The sequence below is a fragment of the Micromonospora sp. L32 genome (assembly GCF_052068055.1).
In the GTDB taxonomy this organism is placed as follows: domain Bacteria; phylum Actinomycetota; class Actinomycetes; order Mycobacteriales; family Micromonosporaceae; genus Micromonospora; species Micromonospora purpureochromogenes.
Window position 1 is genome coordinate 378,561 of record NZ_JBQHDD010000002.1, and the last position, 24,591, is coordinate 403,151.

Below are 24,591 nucleotides of genomic sequence, written 5' to 3' on the forward strand. Positions count from 1 at the left end.
TCGTGCCTTCCAAGCGCGCCGCGGCCACTCGTCCCGTGAATGTGTGCGGGTCTTGGGGCGGCGCGGGACGCTTACCCAGGATCAGGCGGTGTTGCCCCAGCGGGCCTGCTCCAGGATCTCCACCGCCCGGTCGCGGGTTTCCTGGTCGTCGTTGGCGCGCAGCAGCGAGGACGCCTCGTCCACCGCGTCGGTGAGCACCCGCCACTGGGCGTCCCGCTCCCGCACCAGGTCGGACTGCGCGGCGAGCTGCCGGGTCTTCACCCACAGCTCCACGAAGACCGACACCTTGGCCCGCAGCACCCAGGGGTCGAAGGGCTTGGTGAGGTAGTCGACCGCGCCCACCGCGTAGCCGCGCAGGGCGAGCTGCGCGTCCTTGTCGGCGGCGGTGAGGAAGATGATCGGCACGTGCCGGGTCCGCTCCCGCCGCTTGATGTGACTGGCGGTCTCGAACCCGTCCATGTCCGGCATCTGAGCGTCAAGCAGGATCACCGCGAAGTCGTCCACCAGCAACTGCTTCAGCGCCGCCTCACCGCTCTCCACGGCGACCGACTGCACCGGAAGGCCCTGGAGAATGGCCTCCAGCGCCATCAGGTTCTCCCGCCGGTCGTCCACCAGCAGCGCCTTGGCTGTCTGCGTCACGAACTCTCCTCGCCTCGGCTGCCGCTGATCCACGACGCCATCCGCTCGATCAACTCGTCCAGGTCGACCGGTTTGGTGATGTAGTCACTGCCCCCGGCCGCCAGGGCCGACTCCCGGTCACCCGGCATCGCCTTCGCCGTCAGGAAGACGATCGGCAGGTCCGCGAAGCGGTGGTTGCGGCGGATCTGCCTGGTGGTCTCGTATCCGTCCTGATCCGGCATCATCGCATCCATCAACACGATGTCCACCTCCGGATGCTCCGCCAGCAGACGGACACCGTCCGCCCCGTTGTCCGAGTACAACACGGCCATGCCGTGCAACTCCAACGCGGAGGTCAGCGCGAACACGTTCCGTACGTCGTCGTCGACGATCAGCACCGTGGCGCCGTCGAGCTGCCGGGTGGCCGGAGCCTCCGCCGGCTGGGGCAGCAGCTCCATCGGCGGCATCAGCAACGACGAGGGCAGGCCCGCGCGCTGCGGCGACGGGGCCTGCGGCGCCACCACCGCGTCCGGCGCCAGCACATCGGGTACGAAGAGGGTGAACGTCGAGCCCTGACCGGGCGCCGACGTGACGGTGATCGTGCCGCCCAGCAGGCGGGCCAGGTCCCGGCTGATCGACAGCCCCAGCCCCGTCCCGCCGTAGCGGCGGCTGGTGGTGCCGTCGGCCTGCTGGAACGCCTCGAAGATCAGCGACAGCTTGTCGTCGGAGACGCCGATGCCGGTGTCGATCACGGTGAACGCGATCACCTGCCGGGCGTTGGTCAGCGCCGGCACGTCGAAGACCGCGTTCTCCGGCGCCGGCGCGATCCGCAACGTCACCGCGCCGTTGTCGGTGAACTTGATCGCGTTGGAGAGCAGGTTGCGCAGGACCTGCTGCAACCGCTGGGCGTCGGTGACCAGCGCCGGCGGCAGCTCCTTGGCCACCCGTACCTGGAAGTCCAGGCCCTTCTCCTCGGCCTGCGGGGCGAACGCCTGCTCGACGTACCCGCGGATCTCGTCGAACCGGATCTCGGTCGGCTGGACGTCCATCCGGCCCGCCTCAATCTTGGACAGGTCCAGGATGTCGTCGATCAGGGAGAGCAGGTCCGAGCCGGCGCTGTGGATGGTGCGGGCGAACTCGATCTGCTTGCGGCTGAGGTTCTGCTCCGAGTTCTCGGCCAGCAGCCGGGCCAGCAGCAGCAGCGAGTTCAGCGGCGTCCGCAGCTCGTGGCTCATGTTGGCCAGGAACTCCGACTTGTACGCCGAAGCCCGGGTGAGCTGCTGCGCCTTCTCCTCCAGGCCGAGCCGGGCCAGCTCGATCTCGCGGTTCTTGGTCTCGATGTTGCCCTTCTGCTCGGAGAGCAGCTTGGCCTTGTCCTCCAGCTCGGCGTTGGTGCGCTGCAACTCCGCCGACTGGTCCTGCAACTCCAGGGCCAGCCGCTGCGACTGCGCCAGCAGCTCCTCGGTCCGCCGGTTGGCCTGGATCGTGTTGACCGCGATGCCGGTGGTCAGCACCAGCCGCTCCAGGAACGCCAGGTGCAGCTCGGAGAAGCGGGCCACGCTGGCGAACTCGATCACGCCGAGCAGCTCGCCCTCGAAGAGGACCGGGAGCACGACCAGGTCGGCCGGGGGCGTCTCGGCCAACCCGGAGCGCAGGGTGAGCCGCCCGTCGGGCAGCGCGTTGACCCGGATCGTGCGGCGCGACAGCGCCGCCTGACCGACCAGCCCCTCCCCGGGCCCGAAGGTCACGTCGTGGCCGCGCGCCACGTAGCCGTACGAGGCGGTCAGCCGCAGCCGCATGACGCCCTCGGAGGTGTCCGCCAGGAAGAACGCGCCGAGCTGCGCGTCGACCAGCGGGGTCACCTCCATCATGATCATGCGGCAGACCTCGCCGAGGTCCCGCTGGCCCTGGAGCAGGCCACCGATCCGGGCCAGGTTGGAGTCGAGCCAGCCCTGCTCGGCGTTCTTCTTGGTCGTCTCCCGGAGGGTGACGATCATCTGGTTGATGTTGTCCTTCAGCTCGGCGACCTCGCCCTGCGCCTTGACCGCGATCCGCTGGGTCAGGTCGCCCCGGGTCACCGAGGTGGACACCTGGGCGATCGCCCGCAGCTGGGTGGTGAGCGTCGAGGCGAGCTGGTTGACGTTCTCGGTCAGGTCGCGCCAGGTGCCGGAGACGCCCTTCACCTGGGCCTGACCGCCAAGCTTGCCCTCGATGCCGACCTCGCGGGCCACCCGGGTGACCTCGTCGGCGAACGAGGAGAGCTGGTCCACCATCGTGTTCACCGTGGATTTCAGCTCCAGGATCTCGCCCTGCGCGTCCACCGTGATCTTCTGCGACAGGTCTCCCTTCGCCACCGCCGTGGTGACCGAGGCGATGTTGCGCACCTGCGACGTCAGGTTCGACGCCATCGAGTTCACGTTGTCGGTCAGGTCCCGCCACGTACCCGAGACGCCCTTGACCTGCGCCTGACCACCCAGCTTGCCCTCGGTACCCACCTCTCGGGCCACCCGGGTCACCTCGTCGGCGAACGAGGAGAGCTGGTCCACCATCGTGTTCACCGTCGACTTCAGCTCCAGGATCTCGCCCTGCGCGTCCACCGTGATCTTCTGCGACAGGTCGCCCTTGGCGACCGCGGTGGAAACCTGGGCGATGTTGCGCACCTGGGCGGTCAGGTTCGACGCCATCGAGTTCACGTTGTCGGTCAGGTCCCGCCAGGTGCCGGCCACGCCGCGCACCTGGGCCTGGCCGCCCAGCTTGCCCTCGGTACCCACCTCTCGGGCCACCCGGGTCACCTCGTCGGCGAACGACGACAGCTGGTCCACCATCGTGTTCACCGTCGACTTCAGCTCCAGGATCTCACCCCGGGCATCAACCGTGATCTTCTGCGACAGGTCACCCTTCGCCACCGCCGTGGTGACCGAGGCGATGTTGCGCACCTGCGACGTCAGGTTCGACGCCATCGAGTTCACGTTGTCGGTCAGGTCCCGCCACGTACCCAGGACGCCCTTGACCTGCGCCTGACCACCCAGCTTGCCCTCGGTACCCACCTCGCGCGCCACCCGGGTCACCTCGTCGGCGAACGACGACAGCTGGTCCACCATCGTGTTGACGGTGTTCTTCAGCTCCAGGATCTCGCCCTGCGCGTCGACGGTGATCTTCTGGCTCAGGTCACCCTTCGCGACCGCCGTGGAGACCTGCGAGATGTTGCGGACCTGGCTGGTCAGGTTGCCGGCGAGCTGGTTGACGTTCTCGGTGAGGTCACGCCAGGTGCCGGAGACCCCACGCACCTGGGCCTGGCCACCCAGCTTGCCCTCGATGCCCACCTCGCGGGCCACCCGGGTCACCTCGCCGGCGAACGACGACAGCTGGTCCACCATCGTGTTGACGGTGTCCTTCAGCTCCAGGATCTCACCCTGCGCCGCAACGGTGATCTTCTGCGACAGGTCACCCCGGGCCACCGCGGTGGAGACCTGGGCGATGTTGCGCACCTGGGCGGTCAGGTTCGACGCCATCGAGTTGACGCTGTCGGTCAGGTCCTTCCAGGTGCCGGCGACGTTCGGCACCTCCGCCTGACCGCCGAGCTTGCCCTCGGTGCCCACCTCGCGGGCCACCCGGGTCACCTGCTCGGCGAAGAGCCGCAGGGTGTCGGTGAGGGAGTTCATCGTGTCGGCCAGCTCGGCCACCTCGCCGCGCGCCCCGACGGTGATCTTCTGCGACAGGTCGCCCTTGGCCACCGCCGTCGCCACCTGCGAGATCGACCGCACCTGGCCGGTCAGGTTCGACGCCATGGTGTTCACCGAGTCGGTGAGGTCCTTCCAGGTGCCGGCGACGCCCCGGACGTCGGCCTGGCCGCCGAGCTTGCCCTCGGTGCCCACCTCCCGGGCCACCCGGGTCACCTCGTTGGAGAAGGACGAGAGCTGGTCGACCATCGTGTTGACCGTGCGGCCGATGCGCAGGTACTCACCGCGCAGCGGGCGACCGTCGATCTCCAGCGCCATGTGCTGGGAGAGGTCGCCGTCGGCCACCGCCACGATCACCCGGGCGATCTCGGTGGTCGGCCGCCCCAGGTCGTCGATCAGCGAGTTGATCGCCCGCTGCCCCTCCGCCCAGGAACCGTCGAACCCCTCCTCGTCGAGGCGTTCGGTGAGCCGGCCGTCCCGGCCGACGATCCGGCTGATCCGGCGCAGGTCCAGGTGCTGCCGCTCCTGGATCGACACCACGTCGTTGAAGGCGTCCGCCACCTCACCGGCCGCACCCGCGCGCCGGGGCAGCCGGACCTTGAAGTCGCCGCCCCGCACCCGCCGCAGCGCCTCCGCCAGCTCGACGAGAAGCGCCGCGTGCTCGGAAGCGGACGGATCCGCGGTCACCGACTGTTTCGCGCTCATCATTCCTCGCTCAGCTCGGGGCCACCGGCGCTTGCCGACACGCCGCCATCCCATCATTGTGCCCGCGCGGGTGTCGATGCCACGGACGCGAAGTGCGCCGCGCGCCCGGTGTGGCGCCGTCCGTGTCGCGACGTCCGGCTTGGCACCCGGCCGGCAGCGATGGAGGATACGAGGGTGTCAGCGGAGACGGGGCCCGCGTCGGACGGGGGCCAGGACGAGCACGTCCGGCGCGTCCGGCTGCCCGCCGATCGGCGTACGCCCGCCGCCGCCCGGGCGCTGGTCCGCTCGGTGCTGGCCGAGGCCGACCTCGACGACCTGCTCAACGAGGCGCTGCTGCTGACCACCGAACTCTCCACCAACGCGGTGGAGCACGCCCGCACCGAACTGGACATCGAGGTCGTCGCCGACCCGGTCGGGCTCACCGTGACCGTCTCCGACTTCGCCACCGGCCCGGTGGACGAGCTGGTGGTCGGCATCCGCAGCGACACCGAGAACATCGACGAGGTCTCCGAGCGGGGCCGCGGGCTGCTGCTCGTCGACCACTTCGCCAGCCGCTGGGGGACGACGTACCTGCCCACCGGCAAGGGGGTCTGGTTCCGGCTGGACCGCCCCGGCGCCGCCCCCGCCGGCCCGGTGGCGCTGGAGCACGTCCCCGCGAACGGCGGGGAGGGCACCGTGGCGGCGAGTTCCGCGCCGAGCGCCGCCGCGATGAGCGAGCTGACCCAGACCAGCCCCGACCCGAACGCCGACGACCCGCTGCCCGACTTCGCCGCCGACCTGCTCACCCGGGTCGCCGAGATGGTGGGCGCGGCCGGCGGCGTGATCCGGCTGGACCGGGGCGACGGGCAGGGCACCCAGCCGCTGGCCCGGTACGGCCGCCAACCCCGCCCGGGCAACGAGCTGCTCCAGGTGCCGTTGGCGGTGCACCGCCCGTACGCCGGGGAGCTGGAGCTGGACGCGGCCCCCTCGGCGTACGCGCGACCGCTCGCCGTGCTCGCCGCCGAACGGCTGTCGCTGCACCTGGAGAACGACCGGCTGCGCCGGGCGGACGTCCGCCGGCAGGCGTGGCTGACCTTCCTCGCCGAGGCGAGCGAGCTGCTCGCCCAGTCGCTGGACGTCGAGCTGACCATGGCGCTGATCCCGCAGCTGGTGGTGCCCCGGCTCGGCCAGTGGTGCGCCGTGCACACCACCGACGAGTGGGGCCGGCTGCGGCTGGCCGCCTCCAGCCACGCCGACGAGGCGATGCTGCCGCAGCTGCACAAGGTGCTCCAGGAGGTCGGCCCGGACTCGGTCCAGGCCCGGCTGCGGGAGGCGTCCCGCAGCGCCGCGCAGGTGCCGCTCGGCCCCCCGCTGGAGGGCTTCGCCGTGCCGTTGATCGCCCGCGGCCAGCGGCTGGGCACCCTGGCCGTCGGCCGGCACCTGCGGCACCGGCACGACCCGGACGAGGTCGCCGTGCTGGAGGACGTGGCCCGCCGGGCCGCCCTCGCCATCGAGAACGCCCGGATCCACGCCGAACGGCGCCGGGTGGCCCAGACGCTTCAGCAGTCGCTGCTCCCGCCGGTGCTGCCGGTGGTCGAGGGAATCGGCTTCGCCGCCGAGTACGTCCCGACCGGCGACGACGCCGAGGTCGGCGGCGACTTCTACGACGTGCTGCCGCTGCCCGACGGGCGTTGGCTGGTGGTGATCGGCGACGTCTCCGGCAAGGGCGTGCAGGCGGCGGCGGTCACCGGGCTGGTGCGGGACGTGATCCGGGTGCTGGTCGGCGACGGCAAGCCGCTGCCCGAGGTGCTGGCCCGACTGAACGAGACCCTGGTGGAGCGCGGCGGCGGGCGCTACTGCACCCTCGCGCTCGCCGCCGTCGGGCCGGGCCGGTACGGGCAGCTCGACGTCTCGCTGCACCTGGCCGGCCACGACCGCCCGGTGCTGCTGCGCGGCACCGGGGGCGCCGCCTTCGTCGGCACCGGCGGCACCGCGCTGGGGCTGATCGACACGATCACCTCGCCGACGGCGGAGATCCCCCTCGCGGCCGGCGACTCGCTGGTCTTCTACACCGACGGGGTGACCGAGCGCCGGCGCGGCCGGGAGCTGTTCGGCGTCGACCGGCTCCGGGACGCGGCCGCCCCGCTGGCCGGGTACTCGGCCGACGTGGTCGCCGCCCGGCTGCGCGCCACCGCGATCAACTTCTCGGTGGAGACACCCCGGGACGACATCGCCATCCTGGTGCTCCGCAACGACGCCCTCTGAGCCCGTCGCCCGGGTGATCAACTCGGTTTGCGGCGGGTCGCGGTGTCCCGGCCGCCGGAAGGCGCGACATGCCGCAACCGGAGTCGATCACCGCCCCGCCGGGGACCCCGAACGCCAGGGACATCGCACACATGTCGATGCGAGTACCGTGACCGCATGTCGGATGTCGCGGGTGGCAGCGAGGAACGCCGCCCGCGGGTCGGCGTCATCCTCGCCGGGCACCTCGTGCTCGCCGGGGCGCTCGTCGTGCTGGCGGCGGCCTACCTGGGTCGGATGGCCAGTGCCGGGGTGGGCCCGGCGGAGATGGTCACCGGCCAGTACGACCCGAAGGACATGGTGCCGTTCGGCATCAGCGGGGCGAACCCGTTCGCCTGGCTCTACCTGGCGGTGTCCCTGCTGTATCTCGCGGGAGTCGTGCTCGGGCCGGCGTTGGCCCTCTACACCGCAGCGGTGCTGGCCCGGGAGCGGGACCGGCTGCCGCCTCGCGCCCGGACCCTGCTGCTCGCCGCCACGCTCACCACGCTCGCGCTGACGGTGCTGCGCTTCACCCCACCGCTGCACGACATGCAGCGGTGGTGGCTGGACTGACGCCGGCGCTCACAGCCCGCCGGGCAGGCGGCCCGGGGCGAGCCGCCGGTGCGGGTCGAGGTGGTCCTTCGCCGCCCGCAGCCGGGGAATCACCGCCGGCTCACCCCACACGTCGACGGCCTGCCGGACGGGCTCGGGCGCGTTGACCACCACGCACCGCCCCCGCCGGGCGAGCAGCACCCCGCGTACGGCGGCGAGGATCGAGGCGACCCGCTCGCCGGACAGCCCCCCGGGCAGGGCCGCGTGCACCACGCCCAGGCCGGCGGAGCCGCGCACCGGGACCGGAGCGCCGGCCGCGTCCCGCAGCGCGTAGACCGCGGCGTGCAGGTCGGTGATCGGCACCTCGATGCGCAACGCCGTGTCGCCCGGCCCGAACGGGTAGCGCCGCCACCACGACGGGGCCGCGTCGAGCACGCTCGCCTGGCCCTCGAAGAGCGCCACCAGCCGCTCGGCCCGCTCGGTGACGTCGGCCGGGCCCCCCTCCAGCAGCACCGCCAGGGTGCCGGCGCCACCGCGCGCCGCCGACTGCTCGCCGCGCCGCCCGGCCATCGAGGGGTGGTTGGCGCGGGCCGCCGCCAGCGACGGGTGCACCGGCCGGTGCGACCGGGACCCGGCGGCGGGCAGGTCGAGCTCGACGGCGGACGGGTCGAGGCGGGTGGCGAGCACCGCGCAGACCAGGTCGTGCACCTCCAGCGGCGTCCACACCGGCCGGGTCACCCAGACCCGGCTGGCCGGTACGGCCTGCACCCGCAGCGTGGCCGAGACCAGCACCCCGAGCCCGCCCTGCGAGCCGCAGAGCAGCCGGCCCACGTCGAGCCCGACCGGCGCCGGCCCGGCCGGCGGCTCGGCCGCGCCCGCGCTGACCGGCTCGCCGTCGGCGTCCAGCCAGCGCAGGCCGACCAGTTGCTCGCAGGCGGTGCCGTACCGGTGGCGCAGCGGGCCGGCCTCGTCGGCGGCGAGCACCCCGCCGAGGGTGGCGCCGGGCGAGGACGGATCCAGCGGCAGCCGCCGGCCGGTGCGCTCCAGGATGGACTGCACCGCGCGCAGCGGGGTGCCGGCGCCGATCTCGGCCACCGGCGAGCCGACCGGCTGGTGGCCGAGGCCGGCGAGCCGGCCGGTGTCGAGCATGACGTCGACCCGGGCCGGTGCCGCACCCCAGTCGATCTTCGTGCCGGCGCCCCGGGGCACCACGCTCAGGTCGTGCCGGGCGGCCAGCCGCAGCACCTCGGCGGCGGCCTCGGCACCGCCGGGCACCGCCACCCAGCGGGCGGCCCGCCCGGCGACCTCGTCGGCCGCCCCGGCGAAGCGGGCGAAGGAGGGACCGCAGATCGCGGTGAGCCGTCGGGTGATCTCCATTGCGCCGGTGGATCGTGCTGCTGCCGCCATGCCGGTCATCGTACACATGTTCGAAAGACCTGGCGGCGGGTCGGGCGAAGAGGCCGGGTCGCGGGCGTTGCCCGGCCGGTAACGTGACGCCCGTGACCAAGAAGACCTCCGCGCCCGTCGCGAACCGGGTGCCCGCCGAGCGCACCCACCACGGCGACACCGTCATCGACGAGTACGCCTGGCTCGCCGCCAAGGACGACCCGGCGACGATCGCCCACCTGACCGCCGAGAACGCGTACACCGAGGCCCGCACGGCGCACCTGGAAGGGCTGCGCGCGGAGCTGTTCGAGGAGACCCGCCGGCGCACCCAGGAGACCGACCTGTCGGTGCCCAGCCGCAAGGGCGGCTACTGGTACTACACCCGCACGGTCGAGGGCCAGCAGTACGGCGTGCACTGCCGTCGGGCGGTCCGCGACGGCGAGACCGTGCCCCCGGTCAGCGCGGACGGCGCCCCGCTCGACGGCGAGGAGGTGCTGCTCGACGGCAACCTGCTCGCCGAGGGGCACGACTTCTTCGCCCTCGGCGCGTTCGACGTCAGCCCGGACGGGCGCTGGCTGGCGTACTCGACGGACTTCGCCGGCGACGAGCGGTTCACCCTGCGGATCAAGGACCTGAGCACCGGCGAGCTGCTCCCCGACGAGGTGCCCGGCACCTTCTACGGCACCGCCTGGTCGGCGGACGCCGCGGTGCTCTTCTACGTCACCGTGGACGAGGCGTGGCGGCCCAACCGGGTGTGGCGGCACGCCGTCGGCACCCCGTCGACCGAGGACGTGGTGGTCCACCAGGAGGACGACGAGCGATTCTGGGTCGGCGTCGACCTGACCCGCTCCGAGCGCTTCGTGCTCATCGACATCCACAGCAAGGTGACCAGCGAGGTCCGGGTCATCCCGGCCGGCAACCCCACCGGCGAGCCGGCGGTGATCGCCCCGCGCCGGCAGGGGATCGAGTACACGGTCGAGCACCACGGCCACCGTTTCCTGATCCTGCACAACGACGGCGCGGAGGACTTCGCGCTGGCGTACACCTCGGCGGACGCGCCGGGCGACTGGGTGCCGCTGATCGAGCACTCCCCCGGCACCCGGCTGGAGTCGGTCGACGCGTTCTCCGACCACCTCGTCGTCTCGCTGCGCAGCAACGGCCTCACCGGCCTGCGGGTCATCCCGGTCGGCGACGGCGACGCCCACGACATCGACTTCCCGGAGCCGATCTACAGCGTCGGCCTGGACGCCAACCCGGAGTACCGCACCCGGGAGATCCGGCTGCGCTACACCTCCCTGGTCACCCCGGACTCGGTGTACGACTACGACCTGGTCACCCGGCAGATGGTGCTGCGCCGCCGCAAGCCGGTCCGGCCGGGGCCGGACGGGCGGGCGTACGACCCGGCCGACTACGAGCAGCACCGCGACTGGGCGCTCGCCGACGACGGCACCCGGGTGCCGATCTCGCTGGTCTGCCGCGCGGGCACCCCCAAGGACGGCTCGGCCCCCTGCGTGATCTACGGGTACGGCTCGTACGAGGCCAGCATGGACCCGTGGTTCTCCATCGCTCGGCTCTCCCTGCTCGACCGGGGCGTCGTCTTCGCCGTGGCGCACATCCGCGGCGGCGGTGAACTGGGCCGGCGCTGGTACGACGAGGGCAAGCTGCTGGCCAAGAAGAACACCTTCACCGACTTCGTGGCCTGCGCCCGCCACCTGGTCAAGGCCGGCTGGACGGCCGGTGACCGGCTGGTCGCCCGGGGCGCCTCGGCCGGCGGGCTGCTGATGGGCGCGGTCGCCAACCTGGCCCCGGACGCGTTCGCCGGGATCGTCGCGCAGGTGCCCTTCGTGGACGCGCTCACCTCGATCCTCGACCCGTCGCTGCCGCTGACCGTCACCGAGTGGGAGGAGTGGGGCAACCCGCTCGCCGACCCGGAGGTGTACGCGTACATGAAGTCGTACACCCCGTACGAGAACGTGGCGGCGGTCGACTATCCGGCCATCCTCGCGGTGACCAGCCTCAACGACACCCGGGTGCTCTACCACGAGCCGGCGAAGTGGATCGCCCGGCTGCGGGCGATCGTCCCGCAGGGCGACTACCTGCTCAAGACCGAGATGGGCGCCGGGCACGGCGGCCCGAGCGGCCGGTACGACTCCTGGCGCGAGGAGGCGTTCATCAACGCCTGGATCCTCGACAAGCTCGGCCAAGCCTGAGGCCGCCGGCTTGACCAGTCACGACGAGGGCCGGGCGGACGAGGAGCCGCCCGGCCCGGACGTACCGGCGCCGGAACCGGAACCGGGCGCGGAAGCGGAAGCACAGGCGGGAGCGGAACCGGGCGCGGCCCGGCGCGGGCCGGCCTGGCTGATCGTCGGCGTGGTCGCCGCCACCCTGCTGATCTGCTGCTGCTCGGCGGTGGTCGGCCTGGCCCTCTCCTGGTCCGCCGGCCTCCTCGACTCCCGCTGACCCCACCGCCCCCGAGCGGTCAGCGGGAGCGGCCGGGCGGGGCCGCGCCGGCCAGCGCCGCCGCCTCGCCGGTGCGGATCATCCGCTGCCAGCGCAGCCGGTTGCCGATCACCGCGGTGACCGCCGACTGCACCACCACCAGGTACATCACCTGCCGGTAGACCAGCTGCTGCAACGGCAGCGTCCACAGTGGGCCGTAGCGCTCCCGGTCCAGTCGCAGCGCGTACGCGGCGGTCAGCCCCTGGAGCAGGAGCAGCCCCACCCAGGCCAGCACGAGCGTCGACCAGGGCAGGAAGAGCAGGCCGTAGACGGCGTACACGTCGACCGCCGGGGCGGCCAGCGGCAGCACGATCTGGAACACCGTCAGGTACGGCAGGCCCCGCCGACCCAGCTTGCCCCCGGCCCCCGGCTCGCGCAGGGCGTGCCGGTGCTTCCACATCGCCTGCATGGTGCCGTAGCACCAGCGGTAGCGCTGCCGCCAGAGCTGACGCAGCGAGGAGGGCGCCTCGGTCCAGGCGATCGCCGCCTCCTCGTACACCACCCGCCAGCCGGCCCGGAGCACCTGCATGGTCAGGTCGGTGTCCTCGGCGAGCGTGTCCGAGGGGACACCGCCGACGGCGAGCAGCACCTCGCGGCGGAACGCGCCGATCGCGCCGGGGATGGTCGGCATGCACTCCAGCACGTCGTACATCCGGCGGTCGAGGTTGAAGCCGATCACGTACTCCAGGTGCTGCCAGCGACCCAGCAGCCGACGCCGGTTGGCGACCTTGGTGTTGCCGGAGATCGCCCCGACGGTGCGGTCGGCGAAGCCCTGCACCAGCCGGTGCACGGTGTCCGGCTGGAAGACGGTGTCCCCGTCGACCAGCACCAGCAGGTCGGCCCGGGCGGCCCGGATGCCGGTGTTCAGCGCGGCCGGCTTGCCGGCGTTGGCCTGCCGGATCACCCGTACCCCGCGCAGGCCCATCCGCTCCACGATGTCGGCGGTGCCGTCGCTGGAGCCGTCGTCCACCACGATCACCTCCAGCGCCGGGTACGCGCTGGCCACCAGCGACCGCACCGTCGCCGCGATGTTCGCCGCCTCGTTGTACGCGGGCACGATCACCGAGACCGGCGCGGTGACCGGCGGCCGGGGGTGCCGGGGCCGGCGTACCCGGCGGACGTGCAGCTGCGCGCAGGTCACCTGCACGGCGAGCCGGGCGACGCCGAGCACCAGCGCGACGGCGAGCAGGACGTTCATCGCGGTGGCCGCCCACTCGGCCCCGGTCTGGGTCCAGCGCAGCGCGTGGCCGCTCAACCGGGTGCCGACGCCGGCCGGGACGGTCGACGGCGGCGCGTCGACGCCCTCGGAGACGGTGGTGAACCGGTAGCCCTGCTTCGACAGTCGGGTGAGCAGCTGGTCCACGGCTGCCACGGTCTGGCCGCGGTCACCGCCGCCGTCGTGCATGAGCACCACCGCCCCCCGCCCCGGCTGCGGGGTCGCCGCCCGGACGATCGCCGGTACGCCGGGGCGCTGCCAGTCCTTGGGGTCCAGGTCGGCGAGCACGGCCACGTGCCCGCTGCCGGCGGCGGCCCGCAGCGCGTCGTACCCGGCGGCGGTCAGCGACGGGGTGGTGGACGAGAAGGGGGGCCGGAGCAGGGTGACCTCCCGGCCGGTGGCCGCGGCGATCGCCTTGCGGGTCAGCGACAGCTCCAGGTCGGCCCGCCAGCCGGAGACCGTGGCGAGGTCGGCGTGGGTGTAGGTGTGCGAGCCGAGCTCGTGCCCCTCGTCGAGGATCCGCCGGACCAGCTCGGGGTGCGCGTTGACCCGGGAGCCGACCACGAAGAAGGTGGCGTGCGCCCCGTGCCGGCGCAGCACGTCGAGCAGCTCGGGCGTCCACCGCGGGTCCGGCCCGTCGTCGAAGGTGAGCGCGATGGTGCGGTCCGGCATCCGCCGGCTGACCGGTTCGGGCTGGTCCAGCCGCAGCACCGGCCCGCCGCCGGTGACTGTCCTCGGCCCGGGCACGTCCGGGGCGGCGGACGGCCCGGAGCCGCCGGTGAGCCCGGTGACCAGCCCGTTGACGGTCAGCGCGGCGAGCAGCAGGAACAGGCCGAGCAGGAGCAGCACCCAGTGGGCCCGCGGGTCGCGGCGGGCTACGTGACGCGCCACGGTCAGTGCGGCTTGCCGGGCGAGCGGCTGGGCTTGGCGGTACGCCGCACATCGCCCTGGCCGGGCACGCTGGCGGACGGCTGGGGCCCCGGGCGTGCGGTCGTGGCGGGCGGGCCGGCCGTCCGGGTGGGCGTGGGCGCGGCGGTGCTGGCCACCGGCGACGGTCGCGACGAGGCCGGGCTGCCCGGCTGACCCAGTTCCTCCGGGGTGTCCACGCCCGCTTCGATCGGCGGCCGCGCCCGGGGGTCGGTCCAGCCCGGCAGCGGGACGGTGCTGTCGCCGAAGAGCCCGGCCAGGATCAGCCCGATGCTGGTGAGCAGGCCGAGCCCCATCACGGTGCCGGCGATCGTCATGAGCCGGCGCCGCTTCCCGGTCCGGTCGACGAACACCGGCGGCGCACCGCCCGGCTGGTTGTGCATCTGGTGATCTCCCTGCCCCGCCGCCCGCGGTTCCACCCCCGCTGGCGGGCTTCCGGAGTCACAAGCGCCGTGGCCGTACCCGGTGTTACACCCCTCAGGCCGTGCGCAACTCCTCGACCGCGGTGCTGGCCCGCAGGAAGAGCAGGCCGACCGCGACCGTCACCAGCACCGCGACCAGGGCGCCGCCGCCGACCAGGGCCAGGTGCCCCAGCGGTACGCCGGGCGTCACCGTCACCTCGGGCACCCACAGAGTCCGCAGGTACTGCGCCCGGGTGGCCGGGTCCGCGCAGAGCGACTCGGCGCCGTCGCAGAACTCGGTGGAGTAGCCGCCTCCGGTCACCGCGCGACCGGCGACGCCCCGGCTGAGCAGCAGGCCCACGGTGAGCGCGAGCCCCACCGCCGGCACCGCCGGCGCCAGCGCCTGCCAGGCGATCGACCGGGCGAGCGTCCCCCGGGGCACCCCGGTGGCGACCAGCGCCGCGTACGCCCGCCGTCGGGCGACGATCCCCTCGACCAGGGCGACGATCAGCCCGCCGGCGGCGATCGCCATGGCCACGCCGACCGCCAGGTCGACGAGGTCCACCGTGCGCAGGTAGAAGCCGTCGCTGCCGCCACGGTCCTGGCCGGTGAGCCGTTCGACCTCGGCGTGGGCCTGGAACGAGGCCCGCATCCCGGCCGCGCCGCCACCCACGATCACGGCGGCCAGCAGGGCGGCGAAGGTACGGCTGCCGGCCCACGGGTCGCTGGTCAACCGCCGGGACGCCAGCAGCGCGGCCGGCCGCCGGGCGTACCGGTGCAGCAGCCGACCCGAGGTGTAAGACAGCCAGCCGGTGCCGACCACCACCCCGGTCAGCGCGGCGAGCCCGCCCCCGAGCAGCAGCAGCGGCGGTAGCAGCACCGGGGGTTCCCGGTGGTGGTCCTGATACCAGTCGAGCACCGGGTCCAGGGCGGCGAAGGCGGCGAGGCCGACGACGATCAGCAGGCCGGCCCACGGCCCGGGCGCGCGTTCCCGGCGGACCTTGCGCACCACGCCGAACGGGGTGGCGGTGACCCGGCGCAGCAGCACCGCGCCGACCAGCGCCGCCGCCAGCGGCAGCCCGAGCACCACCGCCACGATCACTCCGGTGGCCGGGAGCACGTCGGTGGGAAGCGCGAGCCGCCCCCGCGCGTCCGGCGCGTCGAGCAGCCGCCGGCCGACGAGGAAGACGGCCAGCCCGAGGAGGGTCCCGAGGAGGCTGGCCAGGCCGGTCTCCAGCACCGCGAGCCGGGTCACCTGGCCGGGCGTGGCTCCGGCCAGGCGCAGGGCGGCGAGCCGCCGGTCCCGGGCGGGGGCGCCGAGCCGGGCGCACTGCCCGGCCAGCGCCAGCACCGGGACGGTGAGCAGGAGCAGCGCGATCGCGGTGCCGCCGCGCAGGCCGGGCTCGCGGAGCAGGGCGTTGCTGTACTGCTCGGAGATGTTGCGGCCGTCGCAGCAGCGCGGCGTGGGGATGGTCAGCACGGTGAGCGCGGCCAGGCCGGCGAGCGTGGCCAGGGCGGCGCTGAGCGCGGTCAGCACCACCCGGGCGGTGTCGGTGCGGTTGCCGGCCAGGGCGAGCCGGAGCAGGACGGCGGGCCTCACCGGGCGCCGCCGGCGAACGGCAGGTCGAGTCCGAGCCCGCTGGCGTCGACCGCCCCGTCGCGGAGCATCACCTCCCGGTCGGCGTACGCGGCGATCCGCGGCTCGTGGGTGACCAGCACGACGCTGGTGCGCTGCTGCCGGGCGAGCCGGACCAACTGGGTGAGCACCTGCTCGCCGCTGAGCGTGTCCAGCGCGCCGGTCGGCTCGTCGGCGAAGAGCACCCGGGGCTCGGTGACCAGGGCCCGGGCGGTGGCGCACCGCTGCTGCTGCCCGCCGGACATCTCGCCGGGCCGGACGTCGGCCACCTCGGCCACGCCGAGCCGGTCCAGCCAGCCGAGAGCCGCCACCCGCGCTTCTCGCCGCCCCGTGCCGGCGAGAAGCAGCGGGAGGGCGACGTTCTCCGCCGCGGTCAACTCGGCGACGAGCTGGCCGAACTGGAAGAGCACCCCGAACTCGGTGCGGCGCAGCCGGGACCGGTCCGCCTCCGACCAGGTGTCGATCCGCTCGCCGCGCCAGCTGACCTGGCCCGCGTCCGGGCGGAGGATCCCGGCCAGGCAGTGCAGCAGGGTGGACTTGCCGCAGCCGCTGGGGCCGGTGACGGCGACGATCTCGCCCTCGGCGACGTCGAGGTTGACGCCGCGCAGGGCGGGTGTCGGCCCGTACGCCTTCACCACGCCGCGAGCCTGGAGTTGTGTCACGAGTGCACCTCCCGGTGCCAGTCGGCGACCCGGTCCAGGGTGGTCCGCAGCCACCTCAGGTCGGCGTCGAGGTGGGCGATGGCGTAGTCGGCCGAGACCACGTCGTCGAGGGTGGCCGAGGGTGCCGTCTTGACGGCGGTGAGTTCGCGGAGCCGGTCGGTGTGCGCCCGCCCCTGCGCGACCAGGTACGAGCGGGCGGCGCTCACGTCGGCGACCAGCAGCGCCACCACCACCTTGGCGAAGAGCGTGCTGGTGACGTACGGCGCGGGTGGCTCGACGGCGCCGAGCCACCGGTCCAGCGCCTCGCGGCCCTGCCCGGTGAGCTGGTAGGACGTCCGGTCCGGGCCGGCCTCGCGCTCCTGCCCGGTGGCGATGACCAGACCGTCGCGCGCCAACCGGCCCAGGGTGGCGTACACCTGCCCGAACGCCAGCGGCTTGGCCCGGGGCAGCCGGGCGTCGTGGGCACGCTTCAGCTCGTACCCGTGCCGGTTGCCGGCGGCGAGCAGCCCCAGCAGGACGTGCGAAGTGGACACCGGGCCACTATTCACTCAGCGAATAGTCGGTGTCAAGCGTCGTCGATGCGGTTCAGCGGCTCCAGGCCGGGTCGCGGCCGGCGCGGCCGAGCAGGCGGTCCAGCTCGGTGCGGTCCGGGCCGGTCGCCACCTCCGGCCCGAAGGCGCCCATCTGGCGACTCATCGGGCCCATGTCGTCCAGGAACCGGTGACCGGCGGCGGTGACCTCGGGCGCCGGTTGGTACGGCTGACCGGTGGCCCGGGCCAGGTCCCAACCGTGCACGGCCAGGTCGATGACCCCCATCAGGCCGACCGTCTCCTGGGGCAGCCCCATGCCGGGCGAGGCGCCCTCCTCGGCGGCCGGGTCGGCCCACGCCTCGACCAGCCGGGCGGTCTCGTCGGCGAACCGGTCCCGCCACCCCTCGGTCAGGTGGTCCGTCTTCGCCGACCAGTCCACCTCGCGCCGCCGGGCGAGCGTCTGGAAGTTGACCACCACCTCGTACAGGTGGTTGGCCAGGTCCCGGACGGTGTAGTCCGGGCACGGCGTGGGCAGGTCCAGCTGATCGTCGGTGATCGCCCGGACCACCGCCACGGTTCGCGGTGCGGCGGCGGCCAGCAGATCGCTAGTCTTCGTTCCCATAGGGCCAGCGTACGAAGGCGGTCTTGAACGAATGCGACAGCCACGCGGGGACAACCGGGGCATCCTCGACCCGGAACGGCTGCGCCGGGAGGTACGGTTCCGCCGGCACCTGCCCGCCCCCGCGCTGCGCCCCTGGGTCGAGCACTACTGGCTGATCGACTGGGCGCTGAGCGCGCCGTTCGCGCAGCAACTGGTGCCGCATCCGGCGGTCAACGTCGTCTTCCAGCGCGCCGAGGGCGGCCTGGAGACCGCCGAGATCGCCGGCGTCGGGCAACGGCTCTTCTCGATCACCCTGACCGGCACCGGCCGGGCCAGCGGGATCCAGTTCCGCCCGGGCGGCTTCCGGCCGTTCTGGCGACGCCCGGTCGCCGAACTGACCGGCGAGCGCCGCCCGCTCGCCGAGGTCCCCGACGCCGCCCGGGCCGCCGCCGGCTCCGGGGCAGACAAGGGCCACTGCGCGGGTACGGACACCGAGCGCCGCCTCGCCCTGGACGCCTTCCTCACCGCCTGGGCCCCGGAGCCGGACCCGGCGGCGACCGAGGCGATGGCGCTGGCCGAGGCGATCCGCACCGACCGCAGCGTGCTGCGGGTGGACGACCTCGCGGGCCGACACGGCATCTCCACCCGACGGTTGCAGCGCCTCTTCCTGGATCACGTCGGGGTCGGTCCGAAGTGGGTGATCCGCCGCTACCGGCTCCAGGAGGCGATCGAGCGGGCCGCCGAGGGGCCGCCCGACTGGTCCGCGCTCGCCGCCGACCTCGGTTACAGCGACCAGGCCCATCTGGTCCGCGACTTCACCGCCGTCACCGGCGTCTCCCCCACGGCCTACGTCCGCTCCCTGCGCTGACCCGGCCGGCCCCGCCGTCTCACACACCGTTACTCCACTCCCTCCTCCGCCACCCCTCAATCGCCTCCTTTGCTCTGCTGCCGCCCAGGCGACAGGAGCGGAGAGTGACCGGGGCGCGGAGCCCACGCCTGCGACGATCTCCCGTATCGGCTGCTCACGGCGGTGTCGCCGATACGGCAGCAGAGCAAAGGGATCGGAGGGGTGGTGGGACGGATCCGACAACGTGACTCTGCGCAAGGAGGGCCGGAAGTGACTCTCCGTGCAGAGGGTGTGGTCGCAGGAGGGGCCCGTGACCCTGCCGCAGTCCGCGCCGGTGAAGTCCGTGCAGTGGTCGACACCAGCGGAACGAAGCGGCGGCGTGGCGCCGCGCCAGGAGGCCGCGCTGCCAGCGCGGTCAGCGGCGGTCAGCGGCGGTCAGCGGCGGCGGACGGCCACCACGGCGACATCGTCGTGGATCTCCGGCGGGGCCAGCTCGACCAGCAGGCGGTGACAGAACCGGTCGAGGTCGTCGTCCACCCGGGCGGCACACGCGGCCAGCGCGGCCAGGCCCTCGTCGATGGTGGCGTCCCGACGCTCGATCAGGCCGTCGGTGTAGAGCACCAGCGTCGCGCCGGCCGGCAGGACGAACTCCAGGTCGTCGGGGCGCTCGGCCCGTACCCCCAGCAGGGGCGCCGACTGCTGGACGAAGTCCACCCGGCCGTCGACGCTCACCAGTGCCGGCAGGTGCCCGGCGCTGGCCAGCCGGATCCGACCGCTGGGCGGGTGCAGCAGCAGGATGCAGAGGGTGGCCAGCTCGTTGCGGAGCAGCGTGCGCATCAGCTCGTTGAGCCGGTCCAGGATCACCCCCGGCTGGTGCCCCTCCACCGCGTACGCCCGCACGGCGTGCCGCAGCTCGGCCATCACCGTGGCGGCGTGCAGCGAGTGGCCGGCCACGTCACCGATCGCCACCAACAGGTGGCCGTCGAGCATCACCAGCTCGTAGAAGTCGCCACCCACCTCGGTCTGCGCACTGGCCGGCTCGTAGCGGACGGCCAGGTCCAGTCCGGCGACCTCGGGCAGCCGCCGGGGCAGCAGGCTCCGTTGCAGGGTGACGGCGATCCGGTGCTCCTCGTCGAACGACCGCTGCGCCTCCACCGCCGAGGCGACCGCCTGGGCGAGCTGCACCAGCACCGGCGTGCGCCTGGTCTGGGTCGCGGTCGGCACCACCACGTAGAGCGGGGCGCGGTCCTCACGCAGCCGGGCGGCGGCCACGGTCACCGTGTCTCCCGCCGGCCAGGGGACCAGGCCCCACTCGGCCGGGTCGTTCACCCGTACGGTGGCTCCGGTCGGTACGCCGGTGTCGTCCACCACCCAGGGCACGATCGTCGGCTTCGCGCCCGGTCCGGTGGCGATCCCGGCCAGGCAGTCGCCGTCGAAGGTCTCGGCGATCACTGCCGCCGGACTCTTGAAGATGTCGGCCGCGCCCGCCGCCGCCGATTCCAGCAGGCGGGCGAAGTTCGGGGCGGCGTGCACCGCGACGGTGGTGTCGGCCAGCCCGGTGAGTCGCTCGGCGAGCAGCTCCGCGCGCTGCCGCGCCTGGTAGTAGCGCAGCACCGCGTGGGCGGTGGCGACCAGTTCCTCCGGCTCGATCGGCTCGGCCAGGTAGGCGTCCGCGCCCCGGGTCAGCCCCTGCGCCCGGTCCACCACGTCGACCGCGTGCGCGGACACGTGGATCACCGGCATCGCCGGGTGGTCCGCCTTGATCCGCTCGCAGACGTCGAAGCCGCTCAGGTCGGGCAGCCGTACGTCGAGCACCACCAGGTCGATCGGGTCCGTCGCGACCCGTTCCAGCGCTTCGGTGCCGGTCTCCGCCTCACGGACCGCGAAGCCCGCCCGGGTCAGCCAGCTGACCAGCAGGTAACGCTTGGTGCGACTGTCGTCGACCACCAGCACCGTCGCCTGGTCGCCGACCATCGTCAGGCCCCGCTCGCCGGTAGGACGACGGTGAAGGTGCTACCCCGGCCGGGCTCGCTGGTCAGCTCCAGCGTCCCGCCGAGCAGGGTCACCAACCGCCGCGCGTACGGCAGGCCGAGGCCGGTGCCGCCGACCCGGCTGGCCCCCGGCACCTGGTAGAACTCCTCGAAGATCCGTTCGTGCAGCTCCGGGCGGATGCCGACGCCGGTGTCGGAGACCGACAGGCGCCACTGCTCGTCGTCCCGCTGCGCGGTCATCCGCACCTCGCCGCGCTCGGTGAACTTGAGCGCGTTGTGCAGCAGGTTGCGCAGCACCTGGGAGAGCAGCACCTCGTCCGAGCGGAGCACGGCCGGCGCCGGCGGCTCCTCCACCACCAGCTCGACGGCCGACCGGTTGGTCAGCGCCCGCAGGGTGCCGCGCAGCTGGCCGAAGACCGCTCGCAGGTCGACGTCGGCCCACTCCGGCTCGATCCGCCCGGACTCCGCCTTGGCCAGATCCAGCAGGGCGTTGACCAGGGAGAGCAGGTCGGCCGCCGAGGCCCGGATCAGCTCCACCTGCTCGGACTGCTCGGGGGTCAGCGGGTCGGAGGCGGAGTCGGTGAGCAGCCGCCCCAACCCGATGATCGCGGTCACCGGGGCGCGCAGCTCGTGGCTGACGTTGGCCAGGAAGCGGCTCTTCGACTCGCTCGCCGTCCGCAGCTGCGCCGACTTCTCGTCCAGCTCGGCGTAGAGCGCCACCACGCCGCGGTTGGTCTCCTCCAGCTCCTCGGAGAGCTGGGTGTAGAGCGCCATCACGCCCCGGTTGGTCTCCTCCAGCTCGGCGTTGAGCACCGCCAGCTCGTCGCGCTGGCTGCGGACCTCGTCCAGCGCGGCGATGAGCTGCTCGTTCTGGGTGGCGAGCTCGTCCAGGGCACTGCCGGGCGCGCTGTGCCCGAGCTCGGCGCGCAGCTCGGCCAGCCGCGCCTCGGTCAGCGCCTGGGCGGCGGCCGGGACACGTCGGGACATCCTCACGACCGTATCCCCCTCCTCGCTGGTCACACCCAGTGTGTCCACCAAACGCGCCACCGCGCCCGACTGGGGCTCGTACCGGCCGCCGGGCAGGGGGCTGGCCGGGGTGAGGTCGACGCGCAGCGCGCGGCGACCGTCCCGACCGTGCACCACGTGGAAGGCGACGTCCGCGCCGCCGACGGTACGCAGCAGGTCACGGGCGACCTCACTGAGCGCGGTGGCGAGCCGGACCTGGTCCTGGTGCTCCAGACCGACGGCGGCGGCGACCTCCCGGCCGCGTTGGCGGACGAGGAAGATGTCCTGCTCCACCCGCAGCGCCATCTGCAGCAGCGGCTCGCCGGCGCTCATGCCGGTGTCCTCGCCGCCAGGACGCAGGCGTCGTCGCGGCGGACGCCGGCGTCCCGCAGCAGGGTCGCGGCGAGCACCAGCGGAGATCGCCCGGTCAGCCCGGGGTAGTCGCCGATCCGCCACCGGTCGACCACGCCGTCGCTGTGCATGACCAGGGTCGCCTCGGGCGGGAAGGCGTAGTCGTACTCCCGGACGGACGGTCGCTGGTGCCCGGCGATGCCGGGCAGCGAGACCAGGCCCCGCCGCTCGTCGGCGGCCCCGAGGACGACGCCGGTGATGTTGCCGAGCCCGGCGTACCGGAGCACGCCGGCCGACGGGTCCAGCTCGGCCACGGCCAGGGCCGCGCCCCGGGTGTGTGTCATCGCGCGGTGCAGGTGCTGCACCACGGTGGCGGGCGGGGCGGCCGGCGCGGTACGGAAGGCGGCCAGTGCGGCGTCGGCGGCCGCGCCCGCCAGCGCCCCGTGCCCGAGGCCGTCGCAGACCAGCACCTGGTGGCGACCCTCGGCCACCCGTACGGCGTGCCCGTCGCCGCTGACCTGCTCGCCACTGATCGGCCGGGTCAGCCCGGCCGCCCAGGCGGGGCGCACCGGCGCGGCCTTCGGCCACACCTGCACGGCGAGGACGGTGCCCTTGCCCGGCCAGGACCAGGCGTCGTACCAGCTCGCCTGACGGCTGATCGCGCCCAGGCCGATGCCGAGCGTGCCGGTGGTGGAGTGGCCGTCCCGGGAGGAGACGGTCAGGTCCGTCATGCCGGGGCCGGAGTCGATCGCGACCAGCTCCACACCGGCGTGGTCGCCGTCGCGGACCGGCCGCAGCAGCAGCAGTCCTTCCTCGGCGTGCTTGACCAGATTGCTGGTCAGCTCGGCGGCGACGATGGCGAGTTCGGCGACCCGGTCGGGGTGCAGGCCGAGCTGCTCGCCGAGGCGTTCGGCGGCCCGCCGCACCGAGCTGGCGGCGCTGCTGTTCTCGACCCGGAACCAGCTGCCGGGGTCGGGAACAGCGTAGATGTTCACCGGGACCACTTGGTGACGGTGATCCGGGTCCCCTCGCCGACGACGGTCTGGATGTCGAAGTCGTCGACCAGGCGTCGGGCCCCGCTGAGGCCCAGCCCGAGGCCGCCCCCGGTGGTGTAGCCGTCGGTCAGCGCGAGGTCGAGGTCGGGGATGCCGGGGCCGGTGTCGGCGAAGACCACCCGTACGCCCCGGCGCCGGCCGTCCTCCACCACCGTCACCTCGGCACCGCCGCCCCCGCCGTAGATCAGCGTGTTGCGGGCCAGCTCGCTCGCCGCGGTGACGAGCTTCGTCTGGTCGACCAGGGAGAGCTTGGCGGCCACCGCGACGGTACGGACCATCTGCCGGACGCGGACGACGTCCTCGTCGCTGCCGATCGCCTGTGCCTTCGGGCCCAGGTCGACGCCCGCGGTCATGGTGATGTCGCCGCCGTTCCCGACTCCACGTCCTCCGGATCGTCGTCGAACCCGAGGTCGTCGTCCGCCCGGCTCGCCGCGATCAGCTCCATGCCGCGCTCGACGTTCAGCGCGGTCCGGATGCCGTGCAGCGACAGGCCCAGCTCGACCAGCGTGATGGCGACCGCGGGACGCATCCCGACGACCACCGTCTCGGCGTCGAGCACCTTGGAGATCGAGGCGATGGTGGAGAGCATCCGCCCGACGAAGGAGTCGACGATGTCCAGCGCCGTGATGTCGATGATCACGCCGTGCGAGCCGGTGGCCACGATCCGCTCGGCCAGGTCCTCCTGGAGGGCGACGGCCGTCTGATCGGACATGTCGATCTGGATGGAGACCAGCAGGATGTCGCCGATCTTGAGGATCGGCACCCGCTCCATCACGCCTCCCGGCGCGAGTGGCGGCGAGCCGTCTCGACGCCGGTGAGCCGCAGCACGTGCCGCAGCGCGTCGGCGAGGCTGGCCTTGGTGGCGATGTCCCCGAACTCGATGCCGAGGGCGACGATGGTCTGGGCGATCTGCGGCCGGATGCCGGAGATGATGCAGTCGGCGCCCATCAGCCGGGCGGCCACCACCGTCTTGAGGATGTGCTGGGCGACCTGCGTGTCGACGGCCGGCACACCGGTGATGTCGATGATCGCGTACGGCGAGCTGGTGTCGACCAGGGTCTGCAGCAGCCGCTCCATCACCACCTGGGCGCGGGCCGAGTCGAGCGTGCCCACCAGCGGCACGGCGACCACGCCGTCCCAGATCTTGACCACCGGGGTGGAGAGTTCGAGCAGCTGCTCGGCCTGGTCGGCGATCAGGCCCTCGCGGGCCTGCACGTACGTCTCGAAGGTGGACAGGCCCATCTGGTCGACCACGCCGTTGAAGGCGAGGACGTCACGTAGCGACAGCGCGCCGTCGCCGCCGTCGGCCAGCTCGACCAGCACCTCCTTGAGCGCGTAGATGCTGACCGCGGTCTCGGTGGCGGAGAAGCCCTGCCGGGCCCGGTTGCGCGACAGCTCACCGAGCACGGCCCGCAACTCGGCGGCCGACTCGGAGGAAATGTCCGCGAGCCCCCGGGCACCCGCATTGATCATGCTACGGTGCAACTCCTGCACCTGAAGGCGCAGTTCCGCCTGGCTGAGCCGGCCACGCAACGAGGTCGCGACCAGCTCCGTCCAGCGCTGGACGATCCGCTCGGCATGCTCAGTAAGCAGGCCGGCGAGCCGGTCACCCTCTTCCGTGGTCATCGCCATGGTTACCTCCTCTGAGCTGGGCCGGCCGGACTCTATCA

20 protein-coding genes are annotated in these 24,591 nt (G+C 73.5%); 5 read left to right on the plus strand and 15 right to left on the minus strand.

Translation table 11 applies throughout. The features are described from left to right. Window positions 1-81: 81 nt before the first annotated feature. Both ACTMTB_RS06325 and ACTMTB_RS06330 read right to left on the minus strand, forming a co-directional pair. A complete protein-coding gene (locus tag ACTMTB_RS06325; protein ID WP_441143162.1) occupies window positions 82-639 on the minus strand; it encodes a response regulator in 558 nt (185 codons plus the stop codon). Continuing rightward, entirely contained in the window at window positions 636-5,006 is a 4,371-nt protein-coding gene (locus tag ACTMTB_RS06330) for a HAMP domain-containing protein (protein ID WP_441143164.1), read from the minus strand. Before ACTMTB_RS06330 ends, ACTMTB_RS06325 begins: the two co-directional genes overlap by 4 nt. A 156-nt stretch (window positions 5,007-5,162) precedes the next feature. On the opposite strand from ACTMTB_RS06330, the gene ACTMTB_RS06335 reads away from it, so the two are divergent. Further along, window positions 5,163-7,247 carry a SpoIIE family protein phosphatase gene (locus ACTMTB_RS06335; protein ID WP_441143166.1) on the plus strand — a complete coding sequence of 695 codons (2,085 nt, stop codon included), beginning with the start codon at window positions 5,163-5,165 and terminating at the stop codon, window positions 7,245-7,247. 156 nt (window positions 7,248-7,403) lie between these two features. Then, window positions 7,404-7,835: a hypothetical protein gene (locus tag ACTMTB_RS06340; RefSeq protein WP_441143168.1), complete on the plus strand. Its 432-nt coding sequence runs from the start codon at window positions 7,404-7,406 to the stop codon at window positions 7,833-7,835. 9 nt (window positions 7,836-7,844) lie between these two features. On the opposite strand, the gene ACTMTB_RS06345 is transcribed toward ACTMTB_RS06340, so the two are convergent. Further along, entirely contained in the window at window positions 7,845-9,221 is a 1,377-nt protein-coding gene (locus ACTMTB_RS06345; protein WP_441143170.1) for an FAD-binding oxidoreductase, read from the minus strand. A 92-nt stretch (window positions 9,222-9,313) separates the two neighbouring features. On the opposite strand from ACTMTB_RS06345, the gene ACTMTB_RS06350 reads away from it, so the two are divergent. After that, on the plus strand, window positions 9,314-11,410 hold the full coding sequence (locus tag ACTMTB_RS06350) for a S9 family peptidase (protein WP_441143172.1): 2,097 nt from the start codon (window positions 9,314-9,316) through the stop codon (window positions 11,408-11,410). A 10-nt stretch (window positions 11,411-11,420) separates the two neighbouring features. Continuing rightward, on the plus strand, window positions 11,421-11,660 hold the full coding sequence (locus ACTMTB_RS06355) for a hypothetical protein (RefSeq protein WP_441143174.1): 240 nt from the start codon (window positions 11,421-11,423) through the stop codon (window positions 11,658-11,660). Between the two features lie 19 nt (window positions 11,661-11,679). Here ACTMTB_RS06355 and ACTMTB_RS06360 read toward each other — a convergent pair whose 3' ends face one another. The 6 genes from ACTMTB_RS06360 to ACTMTB_RS06385 form a co-directional block, all read right to left on the minus strand. Continuing rightward, the gene (locus ACTMTB_RS06360; protein WP_441143176.1) at window positions 11,680-13,806 is read right to left on the minus strand and encodes a bifunctional polysaccharide deacetylase/glycosyltransferase family 2 protein; all 2,127 of its coding nucleotides are present in this window, start codon (window positions 13,804-13,806) and stop codon (window positions 11,680-11,682) included. 2 nt (window positions 13,807-13,808) lie between these two features. Further along, window positions 13,809-14,225, minus strand: coding sequence for a hypothetical protein (locus ACTMTB_RS06365; protein WP_441143178.1), 417 nt, complete (start codon window positions 14,223-14,225; stop codon window positions 13,809-13,811). Between the two features lie 94 nt (window positions 14,226-14,319). Further along, window positions 14,320-15,843, minus strand: coding sequence for an FtsX-like permease family protein (locus ACTMTB_RS06370; RefSeq protein ID WP_441143180.1), 1,524 nt, complete (start codon window positions 15,841-15,843; stop codon window positions 14,320-14,322). After that, window positions 15,840-16,541: an ABC transporter ATP-binding protein gene (locus ACTMTB_RS06375; protein WP_441143182.1), complete on the minus strand. Its 702-nt coding sequence runs from the start codon at window positions 16,539-16,541 to the stop codon at window positions 15,840-15,842. Before ACTMTB_RS06375 ends, ACTMTB_RS06370 begins: the two co-directional genes overlap by 4 nt. Then, the gene (locus ACTMTB_RS06380) at window positions 16,538-17,074 is read right to left on the minus strand and encodes a PadR family transcriptional regulator (protein ID WP_154940491.1); all 537 of its coding nucleotides are present in this window, start codon (window positions 17,072-17,074) and stop codon (window positions 16,538-16,540) included. The genes ACTMTB_RS06375 and ACTMTB_RS06380 overlap by 4 nt, the downstream gene beginning before the upstream one ends. 52 nt (window positions 17,075-17,126) lie before the next feature. Continuing rightward, window positions 17,127-17,693: a TIGR03086 family metal-binding protein gene (locus tag ACTMTB_RS06385; protein ID WP_441143184.1), complete on the minus strand. Its 567-nt coding sequence runs from the start codon at window positions 17,691-17,693 to the stop codon at window positions 17,127-17,129. Between the two features lie 31 nt (window positions 17,694-17,724). On the opposite strand from ACTMTB_RS06385, the gene ACTMTB_RS06390 reads away from it, so the two are divergent. Next, window positions 17,725-18,540, plus strand: a complete 816-nt coding sequence (locus tag ACTMTB_RS06390; RefSeq protein WP_441143186.1) for an AraC family transcriptional regulator — start codon at window positions 17,725-17,727, stop codon at window positions 18,538-18,540. Between the two features lie 414 nt (window positions 18,541-18,954). On the opposite strand, the gene ACTMTB_RS06395 is transcribed toward ACTMTB_RS06390, so the two are convergent. The 6 genes from ACTMTB_RS06395 to ACTMTB_RS06420 are packed head-to-tail and all read right to left on the minus strand — an operon-like array spanning window position 18,955 to window position 24,553. Continuing rightward, the gene (locus tag ACTMTB_RS06395) at window positions 18,955-20,493 is read right to left on the minus strand and encodes a SpoIIE family protein phosphatase (protein ID WP_441143188.1); all 1,539 of its coding nucleotides are present in this window, start codon (window positions 20,491-20,493) and stop codon (window positions 18,955-18,957) included. 2 nt (window positions 20,494-20,495) lie between these two features. Continuing rightward, complete coding sequence (locus ACTMTB_RS06400) at window positions 20,496-21,848, minus strand: sensor histidine kinase (protein ID WP_441143190.1); 1,353 nt, start codon at window positions 21,846-21,848, stop codon at window positions 20,496-20,498. Beyond that, a complete protein-coding gene (locus ACTMTB_RS06405) occupies window positions 21,845-22,861 on the minus strand; it encodes a SpoIIE family protein phosphatase (RefSeq protein WP_441143192.1) in 1,017 nt (338 codons plus the stop codon). The genes ACTMTB_RS06400 and ACTMTB_RS06405 overlap by 4 nt, the downstream gene beginning before the upstream one ends. After that, on the minus strand, window positions 22,858-23,274 hold the full coding sequence (locus ACTMTB_RS06410) for an ATP-binding protein (RefSeq protein WP_441143194.1): 417 nt from the start codon (window positions 23,272-23,274) through the stop codon (window positions 22,858-22,860). The genes ACTMTB_RS06405 and ACTMTB_RS06410 overlap by 4 nt, the downstream gene beginning before the upstream one ends. Then, the gene (locus ACTMTB_RS06415; protein ID WP_350799909.1) at window positions 23,271-23,693 is read right to left on the minus strand and encodes an STAS domain-containing protein; all 423 of its coding nucleotides are present in this window, start codon (window positions 23,691-23,693) and stop codon (window positions 23,271-23,273) included. The genes ACTMTB_RS06410 and ACTMTB_RS06415 overlap by 4 nt, the downstream gene beginning before the upstream one ends. Continuing rightward, complete coding sequence (locus tag ACTMTB_RS06420; protein WP_441143196.1) at window positions 23,693-24,553, minus strand: STAS domain-containing protein; 861 nt, start codon at window positions 24,551-24,553, stop codon at window positions 23,693-23,695. The genes ACTMTB_RS06415 and ACTMTB_RS06420 overlap by 1 nt, the downstream gene beginning before the upstream one ends. Window positions 24,554-24,591: the final 38 nt, after the last annotated feature.